At 69.5% G+C, this 20,523-nt stretch carries 19 protein-coding genes and 2 tRNA genes; 10 read left to right on the top strand and 11 right to left on the bottom strand.

The window, feature by feature from the left end; translation table 11 throughout:
* Positions 1-140: 140 nt before the first annotated feature.
* Positions 141-1,343, top strand: coding sequence for a carbohydrate-binding protein (locus ABJI51_RS35660; RefSeq protein ID WP_348955503.1), 1,203 nt, complete (start codon positions 141-143; stop codon positions 1,341-1,343).
* Positions 1,344-1,355: 12 nt separating this feature from the next.
* Here the strand turns inward: ABJI51_RS35660 and ABJI51_RS35665 are convergent, their stop codons facing one another.
* Positions 1,356-2,447, bottom strand: a complete 1,092-nt coding sequence (locus ABJI51_RS35665) for a dihydrofolate reductase family protein (protein WP_348955504.1) — start codon at positions 2,445-2,447, stop codon at positions 1,356-1,358.
* 88 nt (positions 2,448-2,535) lie between these two features.
* On the opposite strand from ABJI51_RS35665, the gene ABJI51_RS35670 reads away from it, so the two are divergent.
* Entirely contained in the window at positions 2,536-2,787 is a 252-nt protein-coding gene (locus ABJI51_RS35670; RefSeq protein WP_348955505.1) for a hypothetical protein, read from the top strand.
* Positions 2,788-2,851: 64 nt separating this feature from the next.
* Here ABJI51_RS35670 and ABJI51_RS35675 read toward each other — a convergent pair whose 3' ends face one another.
* The 3 genes from ABJI51_RS35675 to ABJI51_RS35685 all read right to left on the bottom strand — a co-directional run bounded on the left by ABJI51_RS35675 (position 2,852) and on the right by ABJI51_RS35685 (position 6,287).
* Positions 2,852-4,084, bottom strand: coding sequence for an aldehyde dehydrogenase family protein (locus ABJI51_RS35675; RefSeq protein ID WP_348955506.1), 1,233 nt, complete (start codon positions 4,082-4,084; stop codon positions 2,852-2,854).
* 54 nt (positions 4,085-4,138) lie between these two features.
* Positions 4,139-4,933, bottom strand: coding sequence for a M50 family metallopeptidase (locus ABJI51_RS35680; RefSeq protein ID WP_348955507.1), 795 nt, complete (start codon positions 4,931-4,933; stop codon positions 4,139-4,141).
* Between the two features lie 442 nt (positions 4,934-5,375).
* Positions 5,376-6,287 carry a DNA-3-methyladenine glycosylase family protein gene (locus tag ABJI51_RS35685; protein ID WP_348955508.1) on the bottom strand — a complete coding sequence of 304 codons (912 nt, stop codon included), beginning with the start codon at positions 6,285-6,287 and terminating at the stop codon, positions 5,376-5,378.
* 148 nt (positions 6,288-6,435) lie between these two features.
* On the opposite strand from ABJI51_RS35685, the gene ABJI51_RS35690 reads away from it, so the two are divergent.
* From ABJI51_RS35690 to ABJI51_RS35700, 3 genes are all read left to right on the top strand, one after another.
* A complete protein-coding gene (locus ABJI51_RS35690) occupies positions 6,436-7,194 on the top strand; it encodes a class I SAM-dependent methyltransferase (protein ID WP_348955509.1) in 759 nt (252 codons plus the stop codon).
* Positions 7,195-7,233: 39 nt separating this feature from the next.
* Positions 7,234-8,553 carry a M20 family metallopeptidase gene (locus tag ABJI51_RS35695; protein ID WP_348955510.1) on the top strand — a complete coding sequence of 440 codons (1,320 nt, stop codon included), beginning with the start codon at positions 7,234-7,236 and terminating at the stop codon, positions 8,551-8,553.
* 482 nt (positions 8,554-9,035) lie between these two features.
* Positions 9,036-10,019 carry a S1C family serine protease gene (locus ABJI51_RS35700; protein ID WP_431605698.1) on the top strand — a complete coding sequence of 328 codons (984 nt, stop codon included), beginning with the start codon at positions 9,036-9,038 and terminating at the stop codon, positions 10,017-10,019.
* Between the two features lie 113 nt (positions 10,020-10,132).
* Here the strand turns inward: ABJI51_RS35700 and ABJI51_RS35705 are convergent, their stop codons facing one another.
* Both ABJI51_RS35705 and ABJI51_RS35710 read right to left on the bottom strand, forming a co-directional pair.
* Positions 10,133-10,510: a DUF3224 domain-containing protein gene (locus ABJI51_RS35705; RefSeq protein WP_348955512.1), complete on the bottom strand. Its 378-nt coding sequence runs from the start codon at positions 10,508-10,510 to the stop codon at positions 10,133-10,135.
* A gap of 69 nt (positions 10,511-10,579) precedes the next feature.
* On the bottom strand, positions 10,580-12,124 hold the full coding sequence (locus ABJI51_RS35710) for a helicase HerA-like domain-containing protein (protein WP_348955513.1): 1,545 nt from the start codon (positions 12,122-12,124) through the stop codon (positions 10,580-10,582).
* 114 nt (positions 12,125-12,238) lie between these two features.
* Here ABJI51_RS35710 and orn point away from each other — a divergent pair, with 114 nt between their 5' ends.
* The 3 genes from orn to proP all read left to right on the top strand — a co-directional run bounded on the left by orn (position 12,239) and on the right by proP (position 14,630).
* Positions 12,239-12,847 carry an oligoribonuclease gene (orn, locus tag ABJI51_RS35715; RefSeq protein WP_348955514.1) on the top strand — a complete coding sequence of 203 codons (609 nt, stop codon included), beginning with the start codon at positions 12,239-12,241 and terminating at the stop codon, positions 12,845-12,847.
* A gap of 76 nt (positions 12,848-12,923) precedes the next feature.
* Positions 12,924-12,999 (top strand) — tRNA-His (locus ABJI51_RS35720).
* Positions 13,000-13,223: 224 nt separating this feature from the next.
* Positions 13,224-14,630: a glycine betaine/L-proline transporter ProP gene (proP, locus tag ABJI51_RS35725; protein ID WP_348955607.1), complete on the top strand. Its 1,407-nt coding sequence runs from the start codon at positions 13,224-13,226 to the stop codon at positions 14,628-14,630.
* On the opposite strand, the gene ABJI51_RS35730 is transcribed toward proP, so the two are convergent.
* On the bottom strand, positions 14,627-15,814 hold the full coding sequence (locus ABJI51_RS35730; RefSeq protein ID WP_348955515.1) for an Ig-like domain-containing protein: 1,188 nt from the start codon (positions 15,812-15,814) through the stop codon (positions 14,627-14,629). The genes proP and ABJI51_RS35730 overlap by 4 nt on opposite strands.
* Positions 15,815-15,980: 166 nt before the next feature.
* On the opposite strand from ABJI51_RS35730, the gene ABJI51_RS35735 reads away from it, so the two are divergent.
* A tRNA-Lys gene (locus ABJI51_RS35735) sits at positions 15,981-16,053 on the top strand.
* Positions 16,054-16,283: 230 nt separating this feature from the next.
* Here ABJI51_RS35735 and ABJI51_RS35740 read toward each other — a convergent pair.
* From ABJI51_RS35740 to ABJI51_RS35755, 4 genes are all read right to left on the bottom strand, one after another.
* Positions 16,284-16,538: a hypothetical protein gene (locus tag ABJI51_RS35740; protein WP_348955516.1), complete on the bottom strand. Its 255-nt coding sequence runs from the start codon at positions 16,536-16,538 to the stop codon at positions 16,284-16,286.
* Between the two features lie 261 nt (positions 16,539-16,799).
* Complete coding sequence (locus ABJI51_RS35745) at positions 16,800-17,006, bottom strand: hypothetical protein (RefSeq protein ID WP_348955517.1); 207 nt, start codon at positions 17,004-17,006, stop codon at positions 16,800-16,802.
* 1 nt (position 17,007) lies between these two features.
* Positions 17,008-17,301 carry a hypothetical protein gene (locus tag ABJI51_RS35750; RefSeq protein ID WP_348955518.1) on the bottom strand — a complete coding sequence of 98 codons (294 nt, stop codon included), beginning with the start codon at positions 17,299-17,301 and terminating at the stop codon, positions 17,008-17,010.
* 628 nt (positions 17,302-17,929) lie between these two features.
* Positions 17,930-18,739 carry a DNA-methyltransferase gene (locus ABJI51_RS35755; RefSeq protein WP_348955519.1) on the bottom strand — a complete coding sequence of 270 codons (810 nt, stop codon included), beginning with the start codon at positions 18,737-18,739 and terminating at the stop codon, positions 17,930-17,932.
* Positions 18,740-19,439: 700 nt separating this feature from the next.
* Between ABJI51_RS35755 and ABJI51_RS35760 the strand changes: the two genes are divergently transcribed.
* Positions 19,440-20,480 carry an MmcQ/YjbR family DNA-binding protein gene (locus tag ABJI51_RS35760; protein WP_348955520.1) on the top strand — a complete coding sequence of 347 codons (1,041 nt, stop codon included), beginning with the start codon at positions 19,440-19,442 and terminating at the stop codon, positions 20,478-20,480.
* Positions 20,481-20,523: the final 43 nt, after the last annotated feature.

The raw sequence follows: 20,523 nt of genomic DNA on the forward strand, positions 1-20,523 counted from the left end.
CCCCGGCCGTCCGTGGACCGGTTTCGGATATTCCGGCGCTTTTCGCCCACCGGCTCGCCGGACCCGACCTTCGCGTCTTGACTTCGGCAATGGTCTAGTCCAATGATCCGTCCACCTCGATTCCTCCGGGAGGACAGCTCATGCGCAGGAGCAGACTGGCCGCCATCGGGCTCGCCGCCGCCACTTTCGCCGCCACCGCCGTCAGCCTCGTGCTCGGCGCGTCCTCGGCGACCGCGGCGTTGAGCCGCAACTGGTACGCCGCGGCGCCGTACCTGATGCCCCAGAGCAACAATCCGCCCGACCCCGTGACGGTGATGAACGCGACCGGCCTCAAGGCCTTCCAGCTCGCCTTCATCCTCGCGCCCAACGGCGGCGGCTGCAGCCCCACCTGGGACGGCACCGACCCGATCACCACCGACACCACCGTCGCGGCCGCCATCGCCAGGATCCGCGGCGCGGGCGGCGACATCTCGGTGTCCGTCGGCGGCTACGGCGGGACGAAGCTCGGGCAGACCTGCGGCACCGTCGCCGCCACGGCGGCCGCCTACCAGCAGGTCGTCACCAAGTACCAGCTCAAGGCGATCGACTTCGACCTCGAAGAGCCCGAGTACGAGAACTCCGCCGCGATCGCGAACGAGCTGGGCGCCGCGAAGACGTTGCAGGCCAGCAATCCCGGCCTGTTCGTGTCGGTGACCATGCCGGGCACCGCGGCCGGCACCGGCTGGTTCGGCACGCAGCTGCTCGACCAGGCCAAGGCCATCGGGTTCACGCCGGACAACTTCTCGATCATGCCCTTCGACGGCGGTTTCAACGGCGGCTCGTCGCAGGTGTCGGCGCTGGAAGCCTTCCACGGCCTGCTCATGTCGCACCTGGGCTGGGACAGCGCGACGGCGTACGCGCACGAAGGCTTCTCCGGCATGAACGGCAAGTCCGACGCGGCGGAGATGTTCTACACCGCCGACTTCCAGACCGTGTACGACTACGCAACCGGCCACGGCCTGGGCCGCTTCACGTTCTGGTCGGTCAACCGCGACCGCGCCTGCGTCGGGACGACCGACAACGGCGTCTGCAGCAACGTCCCGCAAAACGACTGGGACTTCACGAGGTTCAGCGTCCGCTTCGCGGGCGCGACGCCGCCGCAGACAACGCCCCCGGTCACCACCACCACCTCACCGGGCGGCGGTTCGTGCACCGCGCCCGAGTGGGACCGGACCAAGGTCTACGTCAAGGACGACGTCGTCGCGCACCACGGTCACCAGTGGACGGCCAAGTGGTGGACGCAGGGCGAAGAGCCCGGCACGACCGGCGAATGGGGTGTCTGGCAGGACAACGGCGCCTGTTAGGCGTTTCGGAAGTCAGAAGTCGAGGTGGGTGTTTTCGCGCTGGACCTCCGGGGTCAGCGCGGGCACCTCGACGACGTGCCGCCCGGCCTGCCGCAGCAGCTCGGTGCCCTGCGCGTCGACGAAGACCGGCGGCTCGCGCCAGGCGAACACGACCCGCGGGATGCCGGCGTCGAGGATCAGCCGGGTGCAGCTCAACGGGTGCGAGCTGCGGTTGCTGCACGGCTCCAGCGAGCTGTAAATCGTCGCCCCGGCCAGGCGCGGATCACCGGCGCACTTGGCGAGTGCGGCCTCTTCGGCGTGGTTGAGGGGGTCGCCCTCGCCGGAGTACCCGGTCGCGATGACCTCGCCATCGGCGTCGGTGATCACCGCACCGACCCGGAAAGTGTGGCTGGGCGGGCACTTCGCGGCGAGCGCGATGGCTTCCCGCAGCCGCCGCACGTCCAGGCCGGTCGGCTCGTCGGCGGCCCGGTATTCGAGGATCGCCATGCCCTGCAGTTCGTGCGCGCTGACCAGGACGAGCGGCCGCGGGTACAGGCCGGGTCCGAGGAACCGCGGCGCGTCCGGCTGCCCGACGAACAGGGGCGCGATCGCAAGCCGCAGTTCGTCGGCGAGGCCTTCGGTGAGGAACCGGGTGTGGATGCCGCCACCGCCCTCGACCAGCAGGTTCCCGATGCCGCGGGCGCCGAGGTCGTCGAGGACGCGGCCGAAGTCGGGCGGATTCCCGGCCTCGACGACGGTCGCGACACCCTTCAGGTCCTTGGCCACTCCCGGCGGCGCGTAGACGATCTTTTCGCAGTCCCCGACGGTGAAGAACTGCGCGTCCGGGTCGAGCCCGCGGGTGGTCACGGTGACCTTGACGGGTTGTTCGGGTTTCCCCTGCGCCAGCCGCTGCCGCCGCAGCTGCGGCGACCGGACGAGCAGCCGCGGGTTGTCGGCCCGCACGGTCCCGGCCCCGACGAAGATCGCGTCCGCCTCGGCCCGCAGCCGGTCGACGACGGCGAAGTCGTCCTCAGTGGACAGCACGAGCCGCTCGGGCGAGGTGTCGTCGAGGTAGCCGTCGAGCGACTGCGCGGCGGACAGCAGGACGTGCGGCCGGGTGATCACCCCGACCAGTATGCCGTAACGCCCGCGGCCGTCCCGGCGTCCTACGACGTATCCCTGTCGAGCCCCCATCCCCCGAAAGCTGTGGATCATGACGACGCGAGGCTGGTACAAGGAACGGACGCTGACCACGGTCGACACGGTCGGCCGCGAGGTGTCGGTGACGACCGGGCTCACCCGCGACCCCGAAGGCCGCCTGGTGGCGGCCATCGCCATCAGCGACGGACCGACGGCGATCTACCGCTACTCCGGTGACCAGGGTGACCGCACCGAGCTGGTGACCAACGCCTCGGACACGGTCGCCGAGCTGCGCCGCCTCGCGAGCACCCCGCCGGCGAGCTGAAGCCGCACGTCAGACGCCGGCGGACGCGGCCCGGCTCGATCCGGGCCGGTCAGCCGGTCGTAACTCAGGCGGGCAGGACGGCGTACTGGCGGACGTAGAGGTCGGTGTAGGTCACCGGCCCGCGCGGGCCGGGAACCTTGTCCAGGTTGATGCCGGTTTCCGGGACGGCGAGGAGCTTGAAGCCGTCGAGGAGGCGGGTCGGCGCGTTCCAGAAGACCCCGGTGCCGGTGTAGCCGTCGAAGAAGGCGTCGGCCGCGGCGCGGTCCTCGGTGGCGATGCCCGCCGCCAGGCCGGACGTCCGCTCGTTGGCGATCTCGACGGCGTCGGCGAGCGCACCGACCTTGGCGACCGTGACGGTCGCCTCCCGCTCGGAGTCCAGCGCCCACTCGTACCCGATCGGGTGCTCGTGCGGCGCCAGCGACGGCGTGACGCCCCGCTCGGTGAGCGCCTCGGAGAGCGCCGGCCAGGCCTCGTCGTGGATGTCCTCGTGGATGAGCAGCAGGTTCAGCCGGTTGCAGACACCCAGCCGGTCGAGGCTGGCGTAGACCAGGTCACGCGCCTTGGTGACGTCCGCCCCGCGGTCGACGTACAGCACCCCGCCGCCGTCGGCGTGGGCGAGCGTGCGCACGCCGTGGACGGCCGCCTCGGTGGCCAGCGCCCGGGTGCTGTCACCGCTGCCGCGCAGGATGACCAGCGGCACCAGCTCCGGCAGCCGCACCAGCGCGGACGCGGCCTCCCGCTCGACCCGCGGCACGAGCTGGACGCAGTCGGCGTCGATGCCCGCCTCCGCCAGCGCCGGCGCGATGACGACCTCACGCAGCCGCTGCGCCGAGCCGAGCGCGGCCGACCCGGTGCGCAGGACCCCGGCGTTGCGCGACTTGACCAGCTGCGACGCCACGTCGACGGTCACGTTCGGCCGGGCCTCGTAGTTCGCGCCGATGACCCCGACCGGACGCCGACGCTCCACCAGCCGCAGCCCGCCGTCCAGGGTGGACACCTCGACCTCGCGCTCCTGGTGCGGGGCGCCGGCGAGCAGCCGCAGCTGCTCGGCCATGCCGGTAAGCCGGTCCGGGGTGATGGTCAGCCGGTCGAGCAGGCCGGCGCTCATCCCGTCGGCCTTCGCGCGTTCGACGTCGGCCCGGTTCGCCTCGAGGATCTCCTCACGGTGGGCAAGCAGCCGCTCGGCCATCCCGCTCAGCGCACCGTCGACGGCCTCCACACTCGCGGCGGCAAGCGACGGCGCGGCGAGTTTCGCCGCCCGTGCGCACTCCGCCACGGCCTTGGCGACCTCGTCCATCGTTCGTCTCCCTCCGCGCGACCAGCGAGAGACCAGTTTGCCGCATGGGCTCGCTCAGGTGGCCAGGGGCTCCAGCAGCCACAGGCCACCGGCAACGAGGCAGCTGATGGTCGCCACGGCGAAGACCAGCACCCACAGCACGGGCGGCACGGCCGTCAGCCGGCCCAGCTGGTCGGCGTCGGAGTCCCTGGCCTGCCCGCGCCGCCGCTTGATTTGCAGCTCGGCAACCGGACGCACCCCGCCGAACAGCAGAAACCAGGTGACGAGGTAGCTGAACGGAGCCTGCACCTCGACCGGCGCAACGAACGCAACCAGGGCAAGCACCACAGCACTGGCGACGACGGTGAACACCCCGTAGGCGTTGCGCACCATCACCAGCACGCCGAGCAGCAGCAGCGCGATCAGGACCAGGACGGTGCCGACCAGGTGAGCACCCAGCAGGCTGGCGAACACCAGCCCCAGCACCGACGGAGCCAGGTACCCGGCCATGGCGGTGAACGCCATGCCCGGCCCCTCGGGCTTCCCGCGCGAGACGGTGACGCCCGAGGTGTCCGAGTGCAGCTTGATGCCCTGCAGCCGCCGCCCGACGAGCACGGCGGCCAGGGCATGCCCGGCCTCGTGCACGATGGTGACGACGTTCCGCCCGAGCCGCCAAGGAGTCCCCCCGGCGAGCACGACCAGCAGCGCCACGCCACCGGCAACCAGGGTGATCACCGCGGGCGTCTGGGCCTCCTCGAGCAGCGACCCGGCAGGCGAAGTACCGGAGGCTGCTGCGTGGAGTGCGATCTGGAGTGCTGACAGGGCGTCACCGGACGGGCCGCTGAGCGGGGGCTGAACGGGCAAGCTCACCCGGATACCTCACCACAGGCGATATCTGGCTACTGTGAGTCCCCACCTTGGGCGCTTCGCGGGTTGTGGGATGGGGTCGTGGCGGTCTCCTTTCTGTCGGAGTTTGTCGGGGGTCGGATCGGGGCGGTGGTCGACCAAGCCGGGGTAGCGGTCGGCTCGCCCAGGCATGGTCGGGCGCCTCGGGCGTGGTCGGCGCATCCAGGGGCGGTCGGCCCGCCCAGGCATGGTCGGGCGCCTCGGGCGAGACAACTTCACCCCTGCAGCGGGCCGGGATGCCGAGGTGACCCGCCTGGAGGCTGGCCCCGAACCGCGTTAGGGGTCGGCGCGGGGGTCTCCCACCTGGAGACTGCAGCCCCAACCGCCTTAGCGGCGATGCCGGGTGGCCCGCCTGGAAGCTGGCACCCCAACCGCGGTGCGGAGGCAAGCCCGCCTGGGCGTCACGTCATCGGGACTCCCGCATCCGGGCCTCGCCCTCCACTCGGAACAGGAACGACACCCAGCTCCGGAACGGTGCCCAGGCTTCCGCGAACTCCGCCAGACCCGCCACTTCCGCGTTCGGGACGTGGTAGGCGTCCCGGAGGATCTCGTGCAGGCGGCTCTCCGCCCGGGGGAACACGTCCGGATGACCCGCGCCGCGGATCAGGATCAGTTCCGCGCTGAAGCGGCCTACTCCCGGCAGCAGCTGCAGCTCCCGCAGCGCCTCCTCCGCCGGCATCGCCCGCAGTGCTGCCCCGTCCAGGAGGCCCGCGGACGCCGCCTCGGCGACTCCGCGCAGGCGTTGCAGCTTCGGGCCGGACAAGCCCGGTAGGTACTCCACCTCCGCCAGGACCGCCGGTGGCGGGAACGAGGCCAGCGTTCTGCCGCCGACGTCCAGCTCCGTTCCGTGCCGCTCCGTCAGGCGGCGGCGCAGGCGTACTGCCTGGGGCATCCAGATCCGGTGGCTCAGCACCGCCCAGCACGCCGCCTCGTACGGCGAAGCGAACAGCACCGGGCGCAGGCCCGGGTGCAGGTCCTGCAGCAGCGCCACCACCGGATCGCGGCGCGCGACCTCCGGGAACGCCGAGCCGTCGATGTCCAGCGAGCACATCCGCCGTACCTGCTCCACCACCGCCTCCGCGCGCTCGGGCGGGCCGTGGACCTCGACCGACACCTCGCCGGGCGATCTCTGCCGCAGCAGCGCTCCCACCGGTGTCCACGTGCGCTCCAGCGGGAACGCGACCCGGAGTGCGCCGGAATCCGCTTCCGGACGGCCGGCCGGGGCGAAGCCGGTCAGGAAGCGGGCCGCCGCGGCCAGGTCGAACGCGCCGTGCACCGCGATTTCGCCGTGGGAAACGGAAATCTCCGTTGTCGTCATCTCTCCTCCTCGGATCGGGACCTTGGCTGCGACGGTAGGGAGGGGCACCGACAATTCCGGGCCGTCGAACGCCTGGTCCCGCGTTTCTTCACCCGATCGAGTGGCTCAGAACTGGCATACTGCCGGTATCCGAACTTCGGGAGAGCCCGTGCCGACCAGCCGAACCACCGCCCTCGAGCGCCTGAACGCCCTGCTCGAAACGACTGCGGAGACCCACGACGGCTACCTCGACCTGCTGGGCGCCGCACCCCAGGCCGGGCCGCCGACCGGGCTCACGCAGCGCCTGATGCGCACGACGCTGCTCCCGCAGGTCTACGAGCGGTACTGGCGCCCCGCGCTCGGCCGTGCGCTGAAGGGCCCGCTCGGGCCGAGCATGGCGGGGGAAGTCCGGCTCGCCACGAAACTCCTCCGGCTCCGCCCCGGCGACACCGTGCTCGACGTCGCGTGCGGCACCGGCCGGTTCACCCGGGCGTTCGGCGCGGCCGTCGCGCCGGACGGGCTGGCGGCCGGGCTCGACGGCGCACGCTCGATGCTCGCCAAGGCCGTCGCCGAGGGCGGCCCGGACACCGTCGCGTACGTTCGCGCGGACGCGGTGCGCCTGCCGCTGAAAACGTCCACAGTGGACGGGCTCTGCTGCTTTGCCGCGCTCCACATGTTCGCCGAACCGGAGACCGCTTTGGACTCCTTCGCGCGCGTGCTGAAACCAGGCGGCCGGATCGTGTTGCTGACCAGCGCCCGCCGTGGCTGGCAGCCCGCGCGCCTGATCGAGTCGGCCGGCGGGATCGTGAGCGGCCAGAAGATGTTCGACCGCGGCGAAATCGCGGCGGCCCTGCGGGCGCGCGGCTTCACGGAGATCACCGAAAAGTACGCCGGCGTCACGCAGATCGTCGCGGGCCGGCTGGACTGAGCACCGCGAATTGTCGGACCCCCCGGTTAGCATCGCCCCATGACCCACGCCGAACCCGTCCCGCCCGACGACAGCTACCTGCGTTCCCTGGTCGAGGCCACCGCCGACGCCGTCGCGGCAGCCGAACCGTTGTCCTCGCCCCACGACGGCGCGGACGAGGCGGCGCGCGCCGAAGTGACCGCCGCGGTCGAGCGAAGCTCACCCGATCTGGTGGCGTTGAGCCAAGATCTGCACGCCCATCCGGAGGAGGGCTTCGCCGAGCACCGCTCGGTCCGCGCGCTGGCGGACCTGCTGCATCGCCACGGCCACGAAGCGACCGTCGGCGTCGGCGGGCTCGACACCGCCTTGCGCGTCAGCACCTCCGGCAGCGGCCCGCACATCGCCGTCCTCGCCGAATACGACGCGCTGCCCGGGCTCGGCCACGCGTGCGGGCACAACATCATCTGCGCCACCGCCGCGGGCGGCTTCCTCGGCGCCGCCACCGTCGCGGACCGGCTCGGCGGCCGCGTCAGCCTGATCGGCACGCCGGCCGAGGAAGGCGGGGGCGGCAAGGAGATCCTCGCCCGCGCAGGGGTGTTCGACGACGTCGACGCGGTGATCATGCTGCACCCGTTCAGCCACGACATCGCCCTGCATCCGTTCCTCGGGCGCCGTCAGCTGGAGATGGTCTTCCACGGCATCGGCGCGCACGCATCGGCGCAGCCGTTCATGGGCCGCAACGCCCTCGACGCGGCGGTTGCCGCGTACCAGGGTGTTTCGGCGCTGCGCCAGCAGCTCCCGCAGAGCGACCGCGTGCACGGCGTGTTCACCGACGGCGGCGCCCGGCCGAACGTCATCCCGGCGCGCGCCGCGCTGCTGTTCTACCTGCGGTCGCAGACCCCGGAGACGCTGCGCGACCTCGCCGCCCGCGTGACGGCGATCGCCGAAGGCGCGGCGGCGATGACCGGCTGCGGTGTCGAGCTGATCTGGGACGCCCAGGCCGCCTACCTGCCGATCCGATTCAACACCGCGCTCGCCGGCCGCTGGTCGGCGAACCAGCTGATCACCGGCCGCAAGCCGCTGCCACCGGGCATCGTGCCGGAGTCGCTCACCGGGTCCACTGACCTGGGCAATCTCTCGTACCGGATGCCTGCGCTGCACCCGATGCTCGCCGTGTCGGGACCGACGGTCGCCTTGCACACCAAGGAGTTCGCGGCCGCGGCCGGATCGTCCACCGGGGACACCGCGGTCCGCGACGGCGCGCTGGGCCTGGCGCTGACCGCCGCGGACTACCTCGGCGACGCCGCACTGCGGCAGGCGGTGCACGACGAGTTCGAGGCGGCGGGAGGTGCGCTGGACGTCCCGTCGTTCTTCGGCTGACACCTGAGGACCGGCTGAGATTTCTCAGCTGATTCTTCTCAGCAAAGCCTGAGGGTTTTCCACAGGCTCTTCACAAGCACGGGCGCGAATCTTGTCCCATGACCGAGAACGCGAGTCGGCCCGGCCCCGCCTCAGCCGGTGGGCACCAGCCGCACCAGAGCACCCCGCAGTACGGGCCGTACGGTCAGCACGGCCACCAGCAGCAGGCCGCGCCGAACCCGCTGTTCACGCCACGGCCCGAGACGGCCCAGCCCGAAATGCCACGGCCAGGGATGGCCCAGTCCGGGATGGCGCAGCCGGGGGCGGCCCAGCCCGAGACACCCCAGCCCGGAATGGCCCAGTCCGAGACGCCACGGCCAGGGATGGCCCAGCCCGAGACGCCCTGGCCCGGAATGGAGCAGACCGGGATGGCCCAGTCCGGGATGACGCAGCCTGGGATGACGCAGCCCCGGGTGGCTCAGCCCGAGACACCCCAGCCCGGAATGGCCCAGTCCGAGATGCCACGGCCCGGGGCGGCCCAAGCCGGGATGGCCCAGGCCGGGACGACGCAACCTGACATGCCACAGCCCGGAATGGCGCAGGCGTCGGCCTTCCCGGCGCCCCAGGCGGTGAAGACCAAGCCGCGCAAGGGAAGTCGTGTTGCGCTGGTTGTCGGTGCCACCGCGCTCGGGGCCGCGCTGGTCGGGGGCGTCGGGGGTGCCGCCATCGTCGGGCTCACCACCGACTCGGCCAGTGGCGCGACGACGTCGGTGAGCACGCCTGCGGCGACCGGGCAGCAGGTCTCGAACTCGACCGCGACGGGGGATGTCAGCGCGGTCGCGGCGAAGGTGACGCCGAGCGTCGTCCAGATCAACGTCACCACCGGCCAGGGCGAGGCCATCGGCTCCGGGGTCATCCTCACCTCGGACGGCCGGATCCTCACCAACGCCCACGTCGTCGACGGCGCGCAGAACGTCGTCGTCGTCACCTCCGACGGCAAGAAGTACCAGGCCAGCGTGGTCGGGGCGGACAGCAAAGCAGACATCGCCGTGGTGCAGGCCCAGAACGCCAGCGGCCTGACCGCCGCGACCCTCGGGGACTCCAGCAAGCTGGTCGTCGGCCAGGAGGTCGTCGCGATCGGGTCGCCGGGCGGCCTGCAGAACACCGTCACCACCGGCATCGTCAGCGCGCTCAACCGGAAGCTGTCCGACATCGGGCAGGGCGAGCAGCAGCGTTCGCCGTTCAGCCGGACGGCGAACGAGAGCAGCGACGCGCCCAGCTACACCGCGATCCAGACCGACGCCGCGATCAACCAGGGCAACTCCGGCGGCGCGCTGGTCGACGCCCAGGGCAACGTGATCGGCATCAACTCGGCGCTCTACAGCCCGGCGGCGTCGGCCAACGGCGCGGCGGGCAGCGTCGGGATCGGCTTCGCCATCCCGATCAACGACGCCAAGAAGATCGTCGACCAGATCGTCAACTCCTGAACCGTGGACGGGCCGTGGTCGGGGCGGCCCGTCCCCCGCTTCGGGGAGCGGGAAGAGGCGCGAAGGCCGTTTCGAGAGTCAATCGGGGGCTCTCGAAACGGCCTTTGCGCTGCTCAGAGCGTGTACGTGAGAGTCAGGCGGTGGTCGTCCCCTTCGATCTCGATCTCGGCCGTCCCGGTGATCCCGGTCAGCTCACCCGCGCCGGAGCCGGTGAGGATCTTCACGGTCATCCCGGACTCGTCGTCGGCCGTGTGGTGCAGGACGAAGCTGCCCTTGCGGCCGTCGACCGAGACCTCGAGCCGCTCGAAGCCGACATACGCGCGCGAGGTCGCGTTGGTCGCCGTCAGGAGCTCGACCTTGCTGGTCCCCTCGACCGCTCCGGTGAACGTCTTGGCGATCGCCACCCGGGACAGGTCGTTGCCCGCGAACTCGTCGGTGGCCTGCGGCTCCCACTGGTCGACGGTGAACGACGCGGTGGCGGTGCTGGTCATGGCTGGTTCCCTCTCTTCGGTGTGGAACCACCATCGCAGCGAATCCTGACAGGTTGCGTCAGGTATTTGTCACCGCCTCCGGTTGCCGAACAGCCCGCGCGTGATCTCCCGGCCGAGCGCGCTCGCCGCGGACCGCATGAACGACTTCACGGCCGGGTTCTTCATCGCCGACTCCAGGAATCCCGGCTCGTCCTTCTCCTCAGGAGCGGGCGCGACTTCGGGAGAGGGAGAGGCAGAGGGAGAGGGAGAGGGAGCAGGAGCGGCGGCCACCTTCGCGGCGAGCTTCTCGTAGGCCGACTCCCGGTCGATCGTCTCGGCGTACTTCGCGTGCAGGTCGGACGAGGCGACGGCCGCCGACACAGCCTCGTCGCCGATCGACCCCATCTTCGACCGCGGCGCCCGCAGCCGCGTCCACGCCACCGGCGTCGGCGCACCCCGCTCCGACAGCACCGTGACGATCGCCTCACCGATGCCCAGCGACGTCAACGCCGTGTCGAGCTCGTAGAACTTCGTCTTCGGGTAGGTCTTGACCGTCTTGGCCAGCGCCGCCTGGTCGTCCGGGGTGAACGCCCGCAGCGCGTGCTGGATCCGGGCGCCGAGCTGCGAAAGCACCGCGTTCGGGATGTCCGTGGGCAGCTGCGTGCAGAAGAACACGCCGACACCCTTCGACCGGATCAGCTTGACGGTCTGCTCGATGCGTTCGAGGAACGCCTTCGACGCGTCGTTGAACAGCAGGTGCGCCTCGTCGAAGAAGAACACCAGCTTCGGCTGGTCGAGGTCGCCCTCCTCCGGCAGCTCCTCGAACAGCTCGGCCAGCAGCCACATCAGGAACGTCGAGAACAGCGCCGGCTTCGCCTGCAGGTTGTCCAGCTCCAGCAGCGTCACGACGCCCTTGCCGTCGCGAGCGCGCATCAGGTCGTGCACGTCCAGCTCGGGCTCGCCGAAGAAGTCCTCACCGCCCTGTGCCTCCAGATTGGACAGCGCCCGCAGGATCACCCCGGCCGTCGCCGCCGAGACCCCGCCGATGCCCTTGAGGTCCTCCTTGCCCTCGTCGCTGGTCAGATGCGTGATCACCGACCGCAGGTCCTTCGTGTCCAGCAGCGCCAGGCCCCGCTGGTCCGCCCAGTGGAAGATCAGCCCGAGCGTCGACTCCTGCGTCTCGTTCAGCCCCAGCACCTTCGCCAGCAGCACCGGCCCGAAACTCGTGATCGTCGCCCGGATCGGCGAGCCCTTCCCGCCGGTGCCCAGCGACAGGAACTGCACCGGGAACGCCGACCCCGCCCAGTCGTCCCCCAGCTCCTGCGCCCGCTTCGCGACCTTGTCGTTCGCCTCCCCGGGCGCGGCCAGCCCGGACAGGTCACCCTTCACGTCCGCGAGCACCACCGGCACCCCGGCCGCCGACAGCTGCTCCGCGATCAGCTGCAACGTCTTCGTCTTGCCGGTCCCGGTCGCCCCCGCCACCAGGCCGTGCCGGTTCAGCGTCGCCAACGGCAGCCGCACGGCCGCCGCCGCGTCCACCTGCCCGTCCACCACCACCGCACCCAGCTCCAGCGCGGCGCCCTCACTCACATAACCAGCGGCGATCTCGCTCGCCGGCGACTCCTGCACGGTCACTGTCCCGCTCCCCGATCTGTGTCCTGCACCACACCGAACCCGGCTCCGCGAGCGTAACGCGCCGTACGCGCAGGTAACGCCCCTCATATCCCCGTGTCGGGTTAGGGTCACCAGGTGACCGACCGCCTAGTCTGGATCGACTGCGAAATGACGGGGCTCGACCTCGGCAAGGACGCGTTGATCGAAATCGCCGCCCTCGTGACCGACGCGGAACTCAACGTCCTCGGCGAAGGCATCGACATCGTCATCCACGCCGACGAGGAAAAACTCGACGGCATGCCCGAGGTCGTCCGCGAGATGCACGCCCACTCCGGGCTCACCGAAGAAGTCCGCGCCTCCACCGTCACCCTCGAAGAAGCCGAGCGCCGCGTCCTCGCCTACATCCGCGAGCACGTCCCCGAATCGGGCACCGCCCCCCTCGCCGGCAACTCCATCGCCACCGACCGCGGCTTCATCGCCCGCGACATGCCCGCCCTCGACGCCCACCTGCACTACCGCATGGTCGACGTCTCCTCCGTCAAGGAACTCGTCCGCCGCTGGTACCCGCGCATCTACTACGCCAAGCCGGAGAAAGGCCTCGCCCACCGCGCACTGGCCGACATCCGCGAATCGATCGGCGAGCTCGACTACTACCGGCGCGTCGCCTTCGTCCCCCAGCCCGGCCCGACCAGCGAAGAAGCCAAGGCCGCGGCCGCTGAAGTGCAGGAACACCACCAGAGGTAACCCCCTGCAAACCCCGCGAGGGCACCCGCTACGATTACAGCCAACGAGGTGATCGCAAGCGGTTCCCTCGCAGATGGTGGGCGTAGCTCAGCTGGTAGAGCACCTGGTTGTGGTCCAGGAGGTCGCGGGTTCGAAACCCGTCGCTCACCCCAGAGCCCCAGTATGGTCGGAGGCCGTTGCCTCCTCCCCCATGCTGGGGTTTCGCCTTTTTGTGGGGGTCGAACCCCCACACCCCCGCCGGGGGCGCGCCCCCGGACCCCCATCCCGCTGGGTTGCGTGGGGGGTGATCCAGGCTTGTCGTTGCTCCGTTGGTGGTAGTTGTCACGGCTGGGTGGCTCAGCGTGCGGTTCTTCTTTGTTCGTTGCAGCTTGGGTGGGTGGAACCTTCAACTTCTCGGGTCAGGGGTCGGAAGAAGAAGCTGCGGTATGAGGACATCACCGTGGTTGATGGGGCGCTGCTCAAGCGGGCCGTGGGGGCCGCTGCGCTCGGTAATGCCATGGAGTGGTTCGACTTCGGGGTTTATGCGTATATTGCCGATACCATTGCCGAGGTCTTCTTTCCGGCCAGTGTGTCGCCTGGGGTTCGGCTGATCGGGACCTTTGGGGCCTTTACCGCCGCCTTCCTCATGCGGCCGCTCGGTGGACTGGTGTTCGGGCCGCTGGGGGACCGGATCGGGCGGCAGAAGGTGCTGGCCGTCACCATGATCATGATGGCCGTCGGGACGCTGTGTATCGGGCTGATTCCGTCGTACAGCTCCATTGGCGTCTGGTCGCCGATCCTGCTCGTCCTTGCACGGATGGTTCAGGGGTTCTCCACCGGTGGGGAGTACGGGGGCGCCACCACCTTCATCGCCGAGTACTCGCCCGACAAGCGGCGGGGGTTCATGGGGTCCTGGCTCGAGTTCGGGACACTTTCGGGGTACGTGCTCGGCGCGTCCGTCGTCACCGGGATGAAGGCCTGGGTGCCGCACGAGACGCTGCTCGACTGGGGCTGGCGCGTGCCCTTCCTGGTCGCCGGGCCGCTCGGGATCATCGGCCTCTACATGCGACTGAAGCTGGAGGAGACCCCGGCGTTCCAGAAGCACGCCGAGGAAGCCGAGAAACGCGGCCGCTCCGGCGAGCCGTTCTGGAAGATGTTCACCCAGTACTGGCCCGCGCTGCTCATCTGCGTCGGCCTCGTGCTCGTGTTCAACGTCACCGACTACATGCTGCTGTCGTACATGCCGACGTACCTGTCCGAGCAGCTGCACCTCGACGCCACCCACGGCCTGCTGCTGATCATCGTCGTCATGGTCGTGATGATGCTCATCATCCTGGCCGGCGGCCGGATCACCGACCACGTCGGCCGCAAGCCGGTCATGATGGCAGGCTGCCTCGGCTTCCTCGTGCTGTCCTGGCCGCTGATGCTGCTCGTCCACGACGGCGGCCTCGTCGTCACGTTCCTCGGGCTGATGGGGCTCGGCCTGCTGCTGCTCTGCTTCGAGGTGTCGATGCCCGCGGCGCTGCCCGCGCTGTTCCCGACGGCGATCCGCTACGGCGCGCTGTCCATCGCGTTCAACGTCTCGGTGTCCCTCTTCGGCGGCACGACACCGCTGGTCATGCAGTCGCTGATCGCCACCACCGGCCACGACTACTGGCCGGCCTGGTACCTGATGGCGGCGGGCGCGATCGGCGCCGTCGCGGTGTTCTTCAGCCGCGAGACGGCGAACAAGCCGCTGTGGGGTTCGGGGCCTGCCGTGTCGAGCGAGGCCGAGGCGCGGGAGCTGGTCCGCAGCTCGGGCTAGTTCGCCGCCGTCCGCCACTCGTCCCAGGACAGCTGCCAGACACTCCAGCCGTCGGTCGGCTCCAGCTTCGGGCCGCCGCTGTTCTGCACGACGACGATGTCGCCCTTCTTGGACGTGTCCATCAGCCACTTCGCGTTCTCGGTGGACAGGTTGAGGCAGCCGTGGCTGACGTTGCTGTGGCCCTGCTGCCGCACCGACCACGGCGCGGAGTGGTAGAAGATGCCGCTGTAGGACAGGCGGACGGCGTACTGGATGAAGGTGCGGTAGCCGCCGGGGCTGTCGGCCGGGACGCCGTAGGTGCCGGAGTCCATCGTGTAGCCGGTGTGCTCGCTCATGACGGTGTAGGTGCCCTGCGGCGTGTTGTGCCCGGGCTTGCCCATGGAGGTCGGCAGGGTCCTGACCTCCTTGTCGTTGACCGTGACGGTCATCTGGTGGGTCCCGCCGTCGGCGACGGCGACGAGCTTGTCGCCGACGGTGGCGCGGAAGCTCTTGTCCTCCCGGCCGTAGCTGCCACCCCCGAGCGGCTTGCCGTAGACGGCGGCGTCGACCTTGATCTTCGTGCCGCTCTTCCAGTACTCCTTCGGCCGCCAGGTGACCTGCTTGTCCCCGGACCAGCGGAAAGCGCCCTCGGTGGCCGGCTCCGCGGTGACCTTCAGCGCCTTCTCGGCCGCGGCCTTGTCGGTGACGTTGCCGGTGAAGGTGAAGACCAGCGGCAGCCCGACCCCGACGGTCTCGCCGTCGACGAGGTTGACCGAGACGCCGAGCTGCCGGGCGGGCTTCACGGTGCTGAACGACGACTCGGCGGTGACCGGCTTGCCGTCGGAGCCGACCGCGGTCGCCGTGAGCTTGTAGGTCTTGTTGTAACCGAGCGGCTCGGCGGAGTCCCACCCGCTGCCGTCCGGCCGCGCCTTCCCGGCGACGACCTTGCCGTCGGCCCCGGTCAGCTGCACGTCCCCGACCTTCCCGTCGGCAACGCTGACACTCACCGGCTCCCCGGGAGCGACGTCCTTGGCATCCTTCGCAGGACTGAGGGTGAGCACGGCAGGCTTCGGCGCGGGCTGCACGGCACTGCTCGTCTCCCGCGGAGGTTCACCCGAAGGACTGCTGCTGCACCCCGCCACGGTGAGGCCGATCACCCCCGCGGCCACCAGCAGCCGCACCGTCATGCCGGTCGAACCCCTCATGCCCACCCGCCTGTTTCGCCGTCGATGTCCGACTACAGTGTGCCCGACCAGGCCGGACACCGGGGCGGGAACGTCCGAACCCGCTTAAGGGGACCCCCCTGAAACGGGCCCGGAGAGGGGTGCTAATCTTTTCCACGTCGCCGAGGGAAGCCTCCGGCAGACACCGGCGCCATTAGCTCAATTGGCAGAGCAGCTGGCTCTTAACCAGCGGGTTCGGGGTTCGAGTCCCTGATGGCGCACTACCACTCCCCAGGTCGAAGATCTCTTCGACCTGGGGTTTTGTGTTATCCGGAATCCTTGCTTCCGCTTCCCCTCTGTCCACTGTGGTCTCCTGCGAGCCCGAGGGGAGCCCGAGAGCGCAGGCTGGGTGCAACGCCTTCCGCGGGATCGCCCCGGCCAGCTTCCTCGCAGCGTCGGCGGCGACTTCTTCGGCGACGTTGGTGTAGAGATCCATCGTGACCTTGATCGACTAGTGCCGGAGCATGTGCTGGATCACCTTCATATCCCCCCGCACCGAGAGCCAGGGTGGCGGCACCGTGGCGTAGGCCATGCAGGGTGATCGGGGCAAGCCAGCCAGCTTGATCAAGCGGGCGAACTCGTCGGCGACGTCAGCTGGATGCCGCGGGCTGCCATTCGGCTCGGTGAAGAGCAAGTCGTGGTCGCCCCAGTCGTCGCCGAGGCTGGCCTTCGCTTCGTCCTGACGGGCGAGGTGGGCTCGCAGCACCAGGACAGTATTCGGGTCGAGCGAGACGATGCCCTCTGAGGACGGGGTCTTGGGCTTGCTCTGGCCCGTCTCTCCCCCCGTACTGCACGCTCTGGTTCGCCACCTCGAGCGACGCCGCGTCCAGGTAGGTGTCCGAGCGCCGCTGACCGCAGCCCTCGCCCCGCCGCAGGCCGGTGTGGGCAATGAGGTGGAACAGCGGGTACAGCCGGTGGTTCACCGTGAAGTCCAGGAACTGTCCGGTCAGGTCACCGGTCCACACCATCACCGGATACGGCACCTCACCGGTCCGCCGCTACTTGGCGATGCGTTCCGGGTCCACAGCTTCGGCTTCGGCTGCACCGCCGGTGGCAACTCCACCAGCTTGGCGACGTTGTGGGTCAGCAGGCCCTGGTCCGCTGCCGGCCGCAGGATCGCCCGCAGCGTCTCCTTGATCCGGTGCAGCGACGTCGGCCGACCGGGCGCTGCCACTTCATTGCCGCGATCTTCCGGGGATCGCCACTGGCCGATACTCGGCGATCAGTTCGTTGCGCTCGACGATCGCCTCGAACATGGCATCCAGGTGGCCGACCCGCAGCCGGTCACGGCGGATTTTCGCCAGGTGCGGGCAGAGGTACAGCCGGACGTGGGACTCGTAGGAGCGGTACATGTTCCGGCTCACCGTGCGCTTCTTCCGCGCCAGGAACTCGTCGAACACCGCATCCATCAACGGCTGCTCCAGAACCGCCGATCCCGCCCGGACGAGACGCCGCACGGTCTCGGGCAACGGCTCCTTCTGCGAGATCAGTCCCGCGAGCCAAGTCTCCGATCTTCCGCAGCGTCTCGGTGTCACCCTCCTCGGCGATTCCGAGCAGGTCTCGCACCCGCTGCAGGCCCTTCTCGGCCTCGCTCGCGCTCTCGATCCACCGCGACGCCGTGGACGACGGTTGTCCCGTGTGTCCTTCGGCAACTCGATCTGGAAGTACCGCTGCCCATGCCGCTTGTTCGCCAGCTTCGGACACGCCTCGCCGAGCGACTTCCTGTTGTCGTCCCGGCACGAACACCGCCGGTACACCGACCCATCGGCCCCCGCGAACCTCTCCCCTCGTTCGTCAAGCACCCACCAGAGGCTTTCTCCGGGCTCGATACTCGCGCTGCGGCCACCACTCGGGGAAGCCCGAGCCCGGCAAAGATCACCGGATCAGGTGGCCAGCCCCAGCAATCGCAACAGTCCTGACGTCGGCACCCGATACCCCACACCAACCCGGAATACCGGGCAAGGAAAGAGCCACCGCGGGCCAATGCATACGCCGTTGTGCGCCGAGTCCCCAACGCTCGCGCCGCCGTCATCAGATCCACTGCCGCCGGCAGCGCGGCCACCTCCGCCAGCGTCATCGCCTGCCCCAGCTCAGCCGTCATGTCGCCGGCCTCAGGCGCCGCAACGCCACGGCGTGACACTCCGGGTTGAGGTCGATCCCGATGAACCGGCACTGATGCTCCAGTGCCGCGATACCGGTCGTCCCGCTCCCAGAGAACGGATCGAGAACGGTCCCGCCCGGACGACACCCCAGCCGCACACACCGCCGCGCGATCTCAAGGGTGCCCACAGCCGGATGATCTACTCGCCTCCGGTCAGCCGAGACCGTCCACACCGCCGTCTCGCTGCTGGTCTCATCGCGGTCTCGTCGGTCTCGAGCCAATGCGGAGATGGTCTCGTATCGGTGCGCGAACCGATCTCGGACACTCTCGGGCCGGGCATTCGGTTTATGCCATACGATCTCGCGCCACACCAGCCAACCTCGGTCCAACAGGGCAAGCGCGACCCGCCAGGGCACACCGACGAGATCCTTCGCCCGATACGACGCCCGCGGCGGCCGATGTGTCCCGTACGGAGTCCGAGACCGCTCCGCCGCTGTACGCGCAGTGGAGCAGGCCGCCACGTAATGACACCATGAACCGCCGTAGCTGTCCCCGAGGTTGAGCCACACCGTGCCTCGTGGAGTCAGCACCGGAGCGAGCTCATCGAAAAGCTCGACAAGACGGCAAACGTACTGGTCCACAGTCGATTCGACACCCAGTTGGCGGCCGATCCGATAATCACGCAGCCCCCAGTACGGCGGCGAAGTCACCACGCAGTCCACCGACTCGGCCGGCAGCTGGCGCACCACGTCGGCTGCATTTCCACTGTAGAGCGCGACTTGAGCGTCTTCATATGCCGTCTTCATGCCACCGTCCCTGCTCGGCCCAGGACCGGGACTAACTCCGGACTGTGGAAAGGATCCAGAACAACTCCCGTCGAAGGGCAGTGGGCTGCGATGCAGCGGGTCACGAAGCTGTCCCGTTCAGTGCAACGTCACCAGGGTTGTTCCCGTGGAGGAGCTTGAAAAATACGTCGGCTGCTTCACGAGCAAGAAACCCATCTCGCAGCGAGACGGGTCAGCCGCTGCGCTTGCGACGAGCGCGTTCCGCAGCAACCACCCCTCTCGTTGCAAGGCGAACACGACTCGCCATGGCAAGCCCAACAGGGAACCAGAGGAGCCCCGTCGGTCGGCGAGGATCAGCCATGTCGTACCACTGGGTCGGAGAACACGACGAACGTCTGTCCACACGTGTCGGATGCCGGCCACGACGTCGTCAACGCAAGCCTGTGACAGAACCGGCCGAGCCAGCACGCAATCCACGGAAACATCAGGCAACAGTGCGACGTATCGGGCGGCCGCTGCCACGGATTCACCAAAGACATTTGACAACAAAAATACCTCCGCGTCACTCGCTGACACGAGACACGGACACGAGAAGACGAATTAATGCACGGACTCGTCAAAGACACGATTTGGTTCGGATCGACTGTCGATGTTGCGCGACGTCCGGTCCCGGCGACTACCCCGTATGTCTCCGAACTCGGACACCGACCGCGTACGCGACGTGCTCAAAGCCGTGCGACGCGGAACCGAGATGGTGTGCAGCAACCTAAGTGTCGACGCACTGGCCGTCACCCAGGAACCCGCGCACCAAATGCCTGCAAGGGTCATCCGGCGCGCTCTCCTGGCCGCGACCGCAGGGCAGGCCGACCCCCGCGGGCTCCGCATCCGGGGCGCAAGGATCACTGGTCAGCTCGACCTGACTCACGCTTACCCGGCGATCGGCTTGGGGCTGATTAACTGCGCTTTTGACCAGGGAATCGAGCTCCAAGACGCTCACCTGCCGTGGCTGTCGCTGACCGGTAGCCATGTCCCCCAGCTCATTGCCGACCGGATGCAGACGGATGGTGTGCTCAAGCTCGACACCGGCTTCCACGTGGTCGGCAGCCACTCCCGGGGCGCCGTGTGCCTGGTCGCGGCACACATCCGAGGCCAGCTGGACATGTCGGGCGCCCATTTGGTCAACCAGTCCGGCCTCGCGCTCGGCGACCCGCACACCTACGGCACCGGCACCCAGGGGAGCTCGATGAACGCCGCCGGTGATCGGCTCCAGGAAACCGCGCGCGCCACCGCCCTCGCGTTGCCCGGAACCGACCACGGTTACCCGTTCACCGAACACCTGGACGTGTACAAGGTGCCGGCAAGATCTTCCTCATCGTCACCGACGACCCGGAGGACCAGATCATCACGGTCAAGTGCGAACCCGAACACGCTCGCGCGCAAGAGCGCCGCTATGCCACCATCACACCAGGCCGCTACCTCGACAAACGGCACTGGATCTCGCTGGGGCCCGGTCCCGGCATCACCCAGCGCCTGGTCACCGACGCGGTGCAGAACTCCTACGACCTGGTTGTCGAACGGCTGCCGCGACGCGACCGCCCCCGTGCCCAGTGAGCGCCCTCCCAGGAGAACGATGGAACCGACCCTGCCGCTCTTCGACGAGGAGCCCGCGCGGCCCCTCGCCAACCGCCTGCGCCCACGCAGCTGGAAGACGTCGTCGGGCAAGACCACCTCCTGGCCCCGGACGCCCCGCTCGGCCGCATAGTCGCCCAGCGACGCCTCGGCTCCGCCATCCCGTGGGGCCCGCC

Origin of the sequence: Amycolatopsis melonis, assembly GCF_040064235.1 — a bacterium.
GTDB classification, from domain to species: domain Bacteria; phylum Actinomycetota; class Actinomycetes; order Mycobacteriales; family Pseudonocardiaceae; genus Amycolatopsis; species Amycolatopsis melonis.

Excerpts from the sequence above, each read along its gene's own strand:
- ABJI51_RS35660 (WP_348955503.1), top strand. The coding sequence starts at position 141 with ATGCGCAGGAGCAGACTGGCCGCCATCGGGCTCGCCGCCGCCACTTTC.
- ABJI51_RS35670 (WP_348955505.1), top strand. The coding sequence starts at position 2,536 with ATGACGACGCGAGGCTGGTACAAGGAACGGACGCTGACCACGGTCGAC.
- ABJI51_RS35675 (WP_348955506.1), bottom strand. The coding sequence starts at position 4,084 with ATGGACGAGGTCGCCAAGGCCGTGGCGGAGTGCGCACGGGCGGCGAAA.
- ABJI51_RS35685 (WP_348955508.1), bottom strand. The coding sequence starts at position 6,287 with ATGACGACAACGGAGATTTCCGTTTCCCACGGCGAAATCGCGGTGCAC.
- ABJI51_RS35695 (WP_348955510.1), top strand. The coding sequence starts at position 7,234 with ATGACCCACGCCGAACCCGTCCCGCCCGACGACAGCTACCTGCGTTCC.
- ABJI51_RS35700 (WP_431605698.1), top strand. The coding sequence starts at position 9,036 with ATGGCCCAGTCCGAGATGCCACGGCCCGGGGCGGCCCAAGCCGGGATG.
- ABJI51_RS35705 (WP_348955512.1), bottom strand. The coding sequence starts at position 10,510 with ATGACCAGCACCGCCACCGCGTCGTTCACCGTCGACCAGTGGGAGCCG.
- ABJI51_RS35730 (WP_348955515.1), bottom strand. The coding sequence starts at position 15,814 with ATGAGGGGTTCGACCGGCATGACGGTGCGGCTGCTGGTGGCCGCGGGG.
- ABJI51_RS35755 (WP_348955519.1), bottom strand. The coding sequence starts at position 18,739 with ATGAAGACGGCATATGAAGACGCTCAAGTCGCGCTCTACAGTGGAAAT.